At 33.1% G+C, this 12650-nt stretch carries 8 protein-coding genes; 5 read left to right on the top strand and 3 right to left on the bottom strand.

Features of this window, described 5'->3' with window-relative positions; translation table 11 throughout:
- Positions 1-33: 33 nt before the first annotated feature.
- From AC2D3N_RS06115 to AC2D3N_RS06105, 3 genes are all read right to left on the bottom strand, one after another.
- Positions 34-1251, bottom strand: a complete 1218-nt coding sequence (locus AC2D3N_RS06115) for an amino acid ABC transporter permease (RefSeq protein WP_484693091.1) — start codon at positions 1249-1251, stop codon at positions 34-36.
- A gap of 77 nt (positions 1252-1328) precedes the next feature.
- On the bottom strand, positions 1329-2360 hold the full coding sequence (gene rlmN, locus AC2D3N_RS06110) for a dual-specificity RNA methyltransferase RlmN (RefSeq protein WP_484693090.1): 1032 nt from the start codon (positions 2358-2360) through the stop codon (positions 1329-1331).
- A 52-nt stretch (positions 2361-2412) separates the two neighbouring features.
- A complete protein-coding gene (locus AC2D3N_RS06105) occupies positions 2413-3015 on the bottom strand; it encodes a Uma2 family endonuclease (protein ID WP_484693089.1) in 603 nt (200 codons plus the stop codon).
- Positions 3016-3065: 50 nt separating this feature from the next.
- Between AC2D3N_RS06105 and AC2D3N_RS06100 the strand changes: the two genes are divergently transcribed.
- The 5 genes from AC2D3N_RS06100 (at position 3066) to AC2D3N_RS06080 (ending at position 12650) form a co-directional block, all read left to right on the top strand.
- Complete coding sequence (locus AC2D3N_RS06100) at positions 3066-6191, top strand: hypothetical protein (RefSeq protein WP_079677201.1); 3126 nt, start codon at positions 3066-3068, stop codon at positions 6189-6191.
- 28 nt (positions 6192-6219) lie between these two features.
- Positions 6220-9894, top strand: a complete 3675-nt coding sequence (locus AC2D3N_RS06095; protein WP_484693088.1) for a helicase-related protein — start codon at positions 6220-6222, stop codon at positions 9892-9894.
- A gap of 111 nt (positions 9895-10005) precedes the next feature.
- Positions 10006-11169: an AAA family ATPase gene (locus AC2D3N_RS06090; RefSeq protein ID WP_484693087.1), complete on the top strand. Its 1164-nt coding sequence runs from the start codon at positions 10006-10008 to the stop codon at positions 11167-11169.
- A gap of 2 nt (positions 11170-11171) precedes the next feature.
- The gene (locus tag AC2D3N_RS06085; protein WP_079677198.1) at positions 11172-11843 is read left to right on the top strand and encodes a phage tail protein; all 672 of its coding nucleotides are present in this window, start codon (positions 11172-11174) and stop codon (positions 11841-11843) included.
- Positions 11844-11882: 39 nt separating this feature from the next.
- On the top strand, positions 11883-12650 hold the full coding sequence (locus tag AC2D3N_RS06080; RefSeq protein WP_484693086.1) for a sulfite exporter TauE/SafE family protein: 768 nt from the start codon (positions 11883-11885) through the stop codon (positions 12648-12650).

Here is a 12650-nt window from a genome sequence, read left to right as displayed (position 1 = left end):
TTCTTCTTACCGCCGACCTACACAGTTTTGAATTTATTTATGTTCCGTATTCAATTGTTGTTCTAATTTTTGACTGGCTATCGACATTCCATAACAAAATATCCAATACAGAATCCCAACGAAAATATAAACTTCTAAATGTCGTCCTAAAAACTTAGGGTTGGCTAAAATGGATCGACTCATTCCTAATAATTCCATTAATCCCACAATTGACAGTAAAGTTGTATCTTGAAATAGGCTAATAAACTGACCGACAATAGAAGGAATTGCAACTTTTAAGGCTTGGGGTAAAATAATTAAACTCACCGTTAAGGGGGTATTTAATCCCAAGGCTTTGGCGGCTTCGGTTTGACCTCTGGGAATCCCCTGTAACCCCCCTCGGATGTTTTCGGCTAAATAGGCGGAACTAAACATAGTTAATCCAATAATAGCGCGTAAAATGCGATCGGGTCGCGCTCCTTCAGGAAGGAATAAAGGCAGTAAAATTTGCCCCATAAATAGAATTGTAATTAAGGGTAATCCTCGAATTATTTCAATATAAACCGTGGATAAAATTCTGATTACGGGTAAACTACTTTGTCGTCCTAATGCTAATAATATTCCGATGGGAAAAGACAATAAAATACTGATAATTGACATCAACAATGTCAACATCAGTCCTCCCCATAGGTTGGTTTCGACTACTTTTAATCCCAGTCCACCGCCAATAAACCAAACACAAATTAAGAGTAATAAAAACCAAGAAAAGGGCAACCACTTTCCCAGTTTAGGTTGAGTATTTCCGATAGTTTTACCCCCCCAAGCCCACGCCACCAATAATAATAGCATCACAATTAATAGCAGACGAAAAACTATCGGAGTGGGAGTAATAACCGCCAAAACTCCTGTTAATCCAATCCCAATTAAGATATTATTACTAAATAAAATCCTGCTATTTCTAGCTAAAAATCCCCAGGTTATACCAGATAAAATAGCAATTATCCCTAACATTATCCATAATCGCCAATATTGATCGACGGGAAAACGTCCCACAAAATAGAGGGGAAAGTTAGCGGGTATTACACTCCATTTAGCAGTAGTAAAAGCCCAAGAGATAAACCCTGTTAACATTGATAATAACAGGGAACTAATTCCAATTGTAATTAGGGTATTATACCAAGTATTAAATAGATTGTTTTGTAACCATTCTTTTGTAGTTAAGGCTATGGTATCGGGCGGTTGCTGGCTGGGGGGAGATTGTACGGAATTCATTGTCAATATATAGATATTGTATTTTGGGTTTTTATTATAGCGGTATAGAGATACAAATATACCGCTTATGGAAAAATCTAAGCCTGAGAAGCCCGTAATTGTCCACAGGCTGCATCAGCTTCTAAACCTCTGGAATATCTGACGCTGACGGCGATATGACGCTCTTTTAAGATATCCATAAAATCATTAATTCCTTGGGTATTGGGTCGTTTATAATCAACTTCTTGAATCGGATTATAGGGAATTAAATTAACATGACTTTGAAATCCTCTTAACTGACTGGCTAATTCTATGGCGTGTTCGGGTAAATCATTTAATCCCGCTAAAAGGATATATTCAAAACTAATTCTTCTTCCGGTTAATTTAACATAATCTCGACATTCTGCAAATAATTGGGATAGGGGATAAGCTTTGGCACTGGGAATTAATTCTTCTCTAATATTTTGATAGGAAGCGTGTAAACTTACCGCTAAAGTCACTTGTAAATCATATTCTGCAAATTCCCGAATTTTTCCCCGTAAACCAACAGTAGAAACAGTGATCATTCGTTGTCCGATTCCCACATCTTGATTCAGGGATTTAATCGCAGCAATCACGTTTTCTGTATTTAATAAAGGTTCTCCCATTCCCATAAATACTATATTACTAACTCGTCGTTGAAAATCTTCTTGCACTGTTAACACTTGGTCTATAATTTCATGGGGTTCTAAATTGCGAGTAAAGCCGCCTTTTCCCGTCGCACAAAAATCACACCCCATCGGACAACCTACCTGGGAAGAAACACAAACCGTTAAGCGTTTTTCGCTAGGGATTCCCACGGCTTCAATAATTTGACCATCGGCTAATTTTAATAAATATTTAATGGTTTTATCAGGAGCGATCGCCTTATAATGAATCGTGGAGCGACCCATATTCACATCCCCCATAGTCTCGCGCCATTGTTTCGGAAATACCGTAATTTCCCCTATGGATTTCGCCCCTTTGTGATAAATCCAATCATATAATTGTTTTCCTCGATAAGCGGGTTGTCCCTGCTGTTGTACCCAGTCGGTGAGTTGTTCCAAAGATAACCCGAGTAGGGGAGTTGATGCGGAATTGAAAGTAATCATAGCAGTTAATAATAACCAGTATAGGAAAATTTAGACGGAAATAGATCAGATATTATATCTGATATTTTAATATTTGTTCGGCTGTTAGTTCCAGATTAGGAAAAGTTTTTGATTGAATTTGAACCCCTCCAGTAAACTCCAATTCATCATACCATTCATCAACTAATGTCAGAATTGTGACTTTATTTTCCAAAGGATCAACTATCCAATATTCAGAAATTTCCAAAACACTATATTCTGCTTTTTTGGCGCGGTAATCCGTTCGTTTAGTAGACTCACTCACCACTTCAACAATTAATAAAGGTACGGGTTGATTCAGTGTAATCACCGCTTCTTTATTTTGTAATTCTCGCCATTGTTCTAGTGGTAAAATCACAACATCAGGAATTCTAACTGTATCCCATCTTCCCCCACGGGGAGATTGAATGCCCAAAACACTCTGAATAGCAGTCCAATTTAAACCCATACGCTCGATTTCTGCATCAAAAGTGCGCTCTAAAAATTTGATAATTGCACCGTGTTTTCCTGTTCCTAAACTCATGGGAATTAGTTCTCCGTTAACCAGTTCATAGCAGGTATCTGTACCATCGTTGTAATTGAGATATTCAGCTAGGTTTAGGGGTTTTGTTGTTAATTCAGACTTTACAGTTACCATAAAAGATTGTAGTATGGATATGACTTATACAATTATGACATATTTTGACAATGACTGATCAACATATTCTGCAAGAAACCTTTGATTCTCTGCCTAAATTAGATTATATTCCCCTATTAGATACTATTCTAAAAGAAATTAAAACAACAAATACCCCAATTTTTCAACTTGCTCCCGACGATCAAAATCGTCTCCTCATTCGTGCTTATGATTTTGCTTATAAAATAGCAACTGAAAATAAAACCCTCAATCCCTTAACTCAAACTAACGGTATTCGCGCCGCCACCGTTAATTTTGAAGATGCTGCTAAATTCTGTGATAAAATTAGACAAATTCAACAGTTATTAAAAGAAAAATTAAATCTAGCTTGTCAACCCGAATCTCCTGAAAATATCCTAGCTAAAATTTGTAGTGATCTAGGAGAATTTAATCAGGAAAAAGATGATCTTCCTTTTAACTATGATTTTAATAAACAATCCCCATTTAACTCCAAACGCCTAATCCTGGAAAATAGTTTTACCCCCCATCGTAGCAATGGAAGTGATGCGATTATTAAAGCACATCATTTTAATATTCGGTTTACAGGATTGGCAGATTTTCAAGACAATTTATGCGCATATATTCGACATCATATTGAAACTATTACCGATGAAGATTCACCAGAAAGACGGGATCTCAATGAGTTATTCAATGAACTATTAGCTCGACCCGACTCCAGTTTAAATAACCTCAGAAGCATTATCGATCAAGAAGCGTTACCTCGTCTTTTACGCGATCTAAAAATTGACTATTTAGAGTATCTCAAAAAAGGATGGCAAAAAACTCATCCTAACGTAAATTCCCCCGACTTAACGCTGTTACAAACCTTAATTAATCGCTTAAAAATAGTGATTGAATATGTCAATGATCCGAATTTAGATAACGCCCATTATGACATTACTTATTTAGGAGAAACCGTTAACCTCAGAACTGCATTTTCTCAATCCGATGCGTTTGATAGTTTACCCATTATTCCTGATTATCAAGGAGTAATGGGTGAAAGTTATAATCGCAATAGTAATAATTTTAAAGAATTTAATTTAGGAATACGTTTAAAGCTGAATGGTTCCGTTAGTGCTTATAATGAAAAATCTTCCTTAGATTATCATATCGCAGAAATTGACCCCACCAGTCCCAGACATCGAGAATATTTACAAAATTCTAACAAAGCAAAAAGTTTTAAAACTAGAGTTTTAAAAACCGTTTGTTTGTATTATCTAATTTTTGCGATTGATGAAACAGGAAACACACCCGATGAGGAATATAACCCCATTCTTCAATTTGAACAGGAAGTTTTAAAAGGTTTTCAGTCCCATCAAACGAACCCAGAAGCAATTACTCAACTCTTATCAACCATCAAAAATAAAATCGCTAATTCTGGTTGGGAAGTTAATCAAAAAGTCAATCGTTTAAAATCATTTTTGCAAAATTTTCTAATGCAAAAAACGGTTTTAAACTGTGAACAAAAGACAGTTAAATTACGTTTATACAAAGATATTCTTCACGAAAAACCCATTAATATTATTAATAGTCAAAACTTTTTTAAAATCAACCTAGAAGATGATGATACCAGTCGTTCACGCTCATCTGGGAGGGAAGCATTAGCTTATTTAAAAGTCGAAGAAAATCAACTGAGTCAAGACTCTTTAGCATCTTTAGAAGTAACTTTTACCTTTGATGATGTGCGTTATTTTACCGTAGAGGAAGAACAGAAATTTGCTCTCAGGTATAATATTGATGGAATTAAAGCACTACCTGTGGTGTTTTATCCAATCAGAAAATTAAATGCTGAAGAAATAAAAAAACCAGGCGAAAAATTCAAACCTCTTTCTCTCTATGATAAACATTTTAAAGAGAAAAAGCTAATAGCGATTTATTATAATATTACCGACCTGAGAGAAACTATATTTAAAGATAATCAATCTCCTGAAGCTAGAATTTATCGCCAAGTCTTTAGTTTATTAACCTATTTGTGTATTAGCGTTTGTCAAAATCCCCTCAAAGACCAAAATTTGTTTATTCCTATCTTGCGATTTCATGTCCAAAGTACCGTTGATGATAGCGAAGATGAGAAATACTTAAGGACTTTAACTCGATCTTTAGCACATATTTTAAGACGAGATTGTTTAGCAAATGATCAAGGGTTAAATACAGAAAATAAAGGAATTGAATACCGCACTAGAAATGCTTTATCTTCTCTCTATTGTTTACTTCCCAAACGGTTTAAATTTAATAGTGATTTTAAACCGCAATTAGATAAATTAGCGATTATTGTTGTTTCCAGTTGGGTGAGTGATGCGGTTTGGAATGAACCGGATAAAAACCAACGGATTTCTAATATTTATGGTGAGATTGTTTTAATTGAAAGAGATCCTGATAAATCCGACGTCATTCAGATCAATAACTTTAAAACCTTTTCTAGTAATGAAAAGCATGAACAACTGTATCAAAAACCAACGGTAATTCGAGATGAAATCACTAAATTATATGAAGAAAAAGGATATCGACATTTCTTATATGTTGCGAAAGCACCCTATAGTAGACGTTTGGGATTAATTCGCTCAGAATCTGACCCAGACTCCCTATTTTTTATGTCGGAAACGGTGATTAAATACCTCAAAGATGAAAAACCCGATCTCAAACTTTATCCGGTTTTTATGGACACCTATCCTGCTTTAAATTTAAACACTAAAAATCAAGAATCTTTCTATATTCCCGATGTAGAAGAATTGAAAAAACTCTCTAATGATCCCAGTCAAAGGACTAAAGTATTTTTAAATTTGTTTACGGGAGTTACAGTTGATAAAAAGCGAACTATTTTCAATAGTGTAGTTTGTTATAGTACCCTGTTAAATATCTATGATGATGAACATACAAGAGATGTGATTTCAGGATTATTAGACGATTCTTCTCCTCTCCAAAAAACAATTTTAAACTATATTATTTTGTTTCATTTTTCCCGTTATGAAAAAAGCTATAATAACAATACTAATATTGTTTTAAAGTTAAATCCTTATAGTAAACTCATCGGAGATGAAGGACTGGGAACACTTTCCAGCTTTACTTACTCTCCCAAAAATATTAATTTTAATACTTTAGCATTTTTAACTATGGTTAGAAGTGCGATCTATGATTGATAAATAATTAAGAATTGAGGAATAATTAATGATCTCTCAACTCGGAATACAATTAGGTAGAATCTTTGAAATTGGGTTTAATTTAGGAATTTTAACTTATTTTAAACAAAGACAATTTAAACAATCCTATCAGGATATTTATGTTGCTCCCCTAAGTCAGATTTATCTCTATAAAATTAGTGAAAAACTAGCCAATGAAAATCATTATTTTGATCGGTCAGATCGCCAAACGATTTTGACTTGGGTAAAATTATTTTTACAAAAAGGTTGGACTTCCGGGGTAACTTTTATTCGAGAATATAGGGAAGCAACGGGATGGAAAGATGATCGAGAAATTGAGATTCTCTATTTTCAATGCGATTTTTATAATGATAACTGTTTTAATCTGATCGAAAAAAATGAAAATACTGCTTATCGAGAGGTTTTAGAAACTCAAGGGTTTAATAATGTTGATATTATTCACTATAAAGACACGGGAGAGTTTTTAAAAGCAGATACATTATTATTGACTCGCTATCGTGATCAATATCGAATTTTAGTGGTGGATTTATCAACTTTTACTACTTCTGCGGTCTATTCAATTCAGGATATTAAAAATATTGATACCCTAAAAAAATTATTAAAACAAGAGTTAAATTATATTCGCTCAAAATCTCAATTTTGTGGGTTAGAAATTGATACGGGAGAGACGAATAATTATCAGGTTTTTTCTCAAAAATTAGAACAATATTTTTCTGCTTTTTCGACTAAAGATAAAGAAGCAGTGAAAGTAATTCAAGCTGGTAGTTATGCTTGGAGTTTTTATGATTTTTTGTTGAAAAATTGCTATTTAAAATCTAGTGATATCGTAAAATTCAACTGTTTTGGATATAGCGATCGCCTGATCAATGGAATTTCTCTGAATTCTGAATCATCTTTAAAAATATTAAAAACCTGTTATGAAATCTATCGCCATAAAGTCAAAATTAACATTTCAGAAAATCGTAAACGGGTTTTGAATGTGATCAAAAGTAATGCGTCAAAAAGTTTTAAAAATGGGAGTGAATTGGTAAACTCAATTATTGAAGCAAAACCGAATCAAATTACATCAATCACTCATCAAGAAATCTTAAAGGTAAGGGAATCAGACTTTTTTAATACTGCTGATAATATTCCTGAAACCTTACAGCGATCGCTCCATTTAACCCAAAATAATCTATCTCTAAGAGATGCTCATGCTGAGTTAATTCAGCGATCGCTCTCTGATCCCCAAATTCCCTATTTATTTCTAACTGGAAACCCAGGAATTGGTAAAACCACAGCTATTGCTAACTACATTTTACACCATTTAGAAACCGGAACACTATTATTTTATGTCAGTCCCCGGATTCAAGTCAATCGGGATATTATCGAAAAATTTTGCGATCCTGTTACCCATCAATTAAACAATAATATTATTTGTTTAAATACTAATGCGATGATTTTAAATGATCAAAAAGGAGGTTGTGCGGTTGAATCTTATTATCATCGATTTTCCGAAGATGTACAAATCGGAAAAGTTAAGTTTTTAAATGCTAGTTTAGAGCGCGATTATCAGTTGAAATCTTCCCAACGATTTGGGCGAAATTCCGAAGAAATTTTAGAAGTAAAACCGCGAAATCAAGCGGGAGTTTTAGCGAGTTTATCGGAAGCAATTCATACTTGTTTAATTCATCCTGATCAATTTCCTAATAATATTATTGCGACCGCATCAATTCAAGCGTTAAAAGAAACCCGATCAGGAAATACCTTAAAACATTTAAAACGAATTTTTAGCAGTGTTTATAATTCTTCTACCCGTCGTGTCATTCCTGAAAAAGTTAAACTGCTATCGCAACGGTTGAGAAATATTTTTATTATGATTGATGAAATTACCGGATCACCGGAAGGGGTTGCTTTTTTACATGGAATTAAAACTTTTATCGAAGAATATGACTTATTAAATCCTGATTATGGGTTTAATATTAAAGTGATTACTGCGGATGCTTCTTTAACCTTAAAGGATGTGGTTGAAAGTCATTTATCCGATCAAAATGTCCAAGCAGATAAAATTTTTGTTCGACAGGTTTCCCCAACCCAGCAACAGTGTTTATGGGTGGATCAGTTTAAATTTTTAAATCAATATCCAGCAACTTTAATTAATGCAAATTCCTATCCCGCTTCTCAATTAACAATAGATTATCAGGTTTTGATTCACTCAGTCAGTGACCAAGAAAATAATGAGGATGATCTAACGTTAATTAATCAAATGATCGATATCATTAAAAGCGATATTTTGCAAAGGTTAAATCAAAATCAAGGTCAAATTATTGTTTATATTCAAAATAAGGATAAACTCAAAAAACTGATTGATCTAATTGCGAAGCAACTCCCTAACTTTGAAGCAGAAAAAGATTATTTAGAAATTCATGCGAGTCTTTCTGAGAAGGAAATCGCCAATATTCAACAATTCAAGGATAGCGTTAATGTGATTTTTATGACTGCTTCCGCGTCTCGCGGTTTATCCTTCCCGAATACCCGATATATTTTAGTAGAAATTCCCGGGTTTCAAATCGAACAAAATTTAATGGAAATTATTCAAGTTATCTACAGAGGTCGCGGGGGAAGTTTAGACCAAGGGGAAAAATTCATTAAGTTTTATCTATCGGATAAAGCAATTTATTTTACCCCTAAAGTTGATCAAGATAATCACCCTTTATCTCCAGCAGAATCTCAGGAATTAGCCAAAATTTCTTTACAAGAATCCTGTTTAAGTGCGTTGAATATTCTGATTATTTTAAAAGCATCAATTATGACTAGAATTGTGGGATCGGGTCAAATTGGATTTCAAAGTTATGTGATGATTCCGATTGGGGGAAAGTCGATTAAACAAGGAGGAGATAGTTTTTTGGGGTCAATGGTAACTCTATATCAGGAAGTACAAAAAGAGTCTAAAAAGCATCGTCAAGATCAACACTTAAAAGAGATTTCTCAACGATTATTAAATTTATTATCCGCTCAAAAAATAGAAATTTATCGTCCTCCTGTCACCTCTAAAACTCAACAGGAAGTATCTTATTTATCTTTGGGATGGGAAATTTTATCTAAATTGGAAAAAAGTTTAGATCAATTTTTGGATCTCCCCCCTTTAGAAAAAACCTATGTGCGAGGAAGTTTATTGATTATTCCGTTATCGGAAAAAACGGTTAGGGAAATTAATTATATTGATTTATCTCGGATTTTTGCTTTAGAAAATAGCGATTTTTTTAAACAACTGTGGGGTTTAGCAAAGGGAAATTATCCCAAACAAATTAAGACACTGGTTGCTTCTGCTTTGGAATTAGTCTATACTTTAGTCGAGGTTAAAGAGCGATCGCAACAAGTCATACAAACTTCTAAAAGTTGCGATCGCTATTATGCTTTTCCCATTCAAACTTTTTTAACCTTTTCTGAATTAGAGGAGTATTTTTTAAGCGATCGCAAATTGTTACCTCCATCCTTTCAAGATATTCTAAGACGCTTAGTTTATGCTCTCGCTTCTGCGGATAATATTCTACCTGCTGATGGGAATTATAAAAATCTTCCCTATGTAGTTTTTAATACTAACTCTATGGACAAACTGGGTAAAAATTTATTTAATGAAAATCAACTGTTTCACTCTAAGGAAATGAATATTTTAAACTTAATTTTGTCTCAAATTAATTGACAATTCCAAAGATTTATGATTTAATTGTTTGAAATATAAATTTATTTAAAGAAGGCAAACAATCAAATCAATTTTTTATACACCTTTTAAATCCGAAACTTGAAGATACCCATGATTAAAGAGATTACCATTAAAAATTTTAAATCCATTGACCAGTTTAATTTTAAACTAGGGAGGGTAACGGTTTTGATAGGCGAAAATGGTTGTGGGAAAACTAATATTTTGGAAGCGATCGCGTTAAGTTCAGCCGCAGCAAGTGATAAACTTGATTATGAGTTTTTAGCATCCAGAGGAATTAGAATAACTGAACCTCAATTCATGCGATCCGCTTTTAATTCTGATAATCTTAACAAAGAAATTGAAACATCTTTCCAGTTTAAAACCGATAAGATTATTACCTATAATTTACAACATGATGGGAAACCCTACTCTAGTTGGGTTAGTAAGATTTCGGACAATTCAGAGGAAATTTCTGAATTTAAGAGGATTAGCGAGGGAATTTATCTAGCTTATGAACAAAATACCCATATTTTTTCAAGTTTATCAGAAGCAGATTTTCTTGAACAAAGCGTAAAACGGTATATTATGGAAAATCCTGATAATTCAACTTTAAAAAACTTTTTGATTTTTTCTCCAGAGAATTCAAGTTTACGAATTTTTAAAGAAGAAGGTCAAATTCAACCTTTGGGAATTCATGGAGAAGGATTATTAAAACTATTAACGGTTTTAAATGCAGAAAAAAATCAAGAAAAAATTCAAGAGATAAAAGAAAAAATGCAGCTTATAGATTGGTTTAAGGATTTCAGGATTTCTGATGAATTATCCCTGAATCAAAAAAGCATTGAAATTGCTGATCGATATCTTCTTTCACGAAAACAAAAATACTTTGATCAAAATAGTTCTAATGAAGGATTCTTATTTTTACTATTCTATTTTTGTCTGTTTATCAGTGATAATACCCCTAAATTTTTTGCGGTAGATAATATTGATGTTTCCCTAAACCCCAGATTAGGACGTAGATTGGTTCAAGAATTAGTACAATTAGCAAAAAAATATGATCGACAAGTTATTTTTACCACTCATAATCCTGCTATCTTAGATGGATTAGATTTGGAGGATGATCAACAAAGACTTTTTGTAATTTACCGTAATCGCTTAGGTTATACTAAAGCAGAAAGGATTTTACCCCCAAAACCACCGGAGGGAGAGGAACCTGTGAGATTATCAGAAGCATTTTTACGCGGTTATATTGGGGGACTACCTAAAAATTTTTAGTTATGATTACTTTTGGATTAATTACTGAAGGACTTACAGATCAGATTGTGATTGAAAATATTTTAAGTGGATATTTTAACACAAATGATTTAATTGTTAATCCTCTCCAACCCGAAAGAGATAAGGATAATGAGGATAAATCAGACTATGGAGGTTGGACACTGGTTTTTAAATATTTTCAGACCCAAGATTTTAAACAATCTTTTCAATTTAATGACTATCTGATTATTCACATTGATACTGACGTTTCAGAAGATATTAATTATGGGATTTCTCATCAAGACAAAAATGGTGAATTGAGTCCGGAAAAATTAATAGAAAAAGTTAAAGAAAAATTCAAGATTTTAATCGGGGAAGATTTTTATAGTAAATATTATGATAGAATTATTTTTGCGATCGCTGTACATTCTATTGAATGCTGGTTACTTCCTCTTTACTATACAGATAATCGGAAGCAAAAAATAAAAAACTGTTTAGATACGTTAAATAAAGCTCTTATTAAAACTAAAAATAATTTTACAATTGATGCTAAAAAACCTGAATATTATAGAATCGTTTCTGATCCTTACAGTAAACATAAAACCTTGATAAAATATTATCGCAATAATCCAAGTTTAAAAATTTTTATCCAAGAAATTGAATCCCGAAATATTGTGATACAGTCCGATGATTGATCATTGAAATTCCAATTATGATCCAATAATTTTGATCAGATGGAAAACTTACTGACACCCATTTTTTTACTAACTCTAGTTTTAGTTTTTTTCTTGACCGGAATTATTAGTGTGGTCACGGGTTGTACGTCTTTAATTACCGTCCCGGTGATGCTACAAATGGGGATAGAAGCGGATATGGCGATCGCCACTAATATGTTAGCATTAACTTTTCTAAGTTTAGGGGGAACAATTCCTTTTATTCGGGAAAAAAAAATTAATCCTCAGCGTTTACCAAGTTTAATTATTTTAACAATATTAGGTTCAATTTTAGGTGCTTTTTTAGTTTTTACAATTTCTAAAAATACCCTATCTTTATTAATTTCTTTATTTATGGTTGCGATCGCAATTTTTGTATTTTTAAATCCCCAAACCGGAGTGAAACCCAACCCAACCCCTCCCTCAAAGTTAGCAAAAACTTTAGGATATCTAGTCACCTTTTTATTAGGAATTTATGGGGGATTTTTTAGTGGTGGTTATGTGACCCTACTAACGGCAAGTTATGTGATGCTATTTAATCAAACCTTTATTGAAGCTGTCGCGGTCACTAAAGTCATAAATCTGTTTTCCTCCTTAGTTGCTACTCTAATTTTTATCTCCTATGGACTAGTTAATTATAAATTAGGAATTTTGCTAAGTTTAGCAATGTTTTTGGGAGGAATATTAGGGGCAAAAATTGCCCTTAATACCAGTAATATTTGGATCAAGCGATTATTTATGTTGGCGGTCTTAGGATTAGGGATTAAAACCTTTTTATCGGTTTTATAA

Source organism: Planktothrix sp. PLAVEN19ND, from assembly GCF_057220675.1.
The sequence above is the reverse complement of the archived record's forward strand: the minus strand, read 5'-3'. Positions and strand labels throughout refer to the sequence as shown.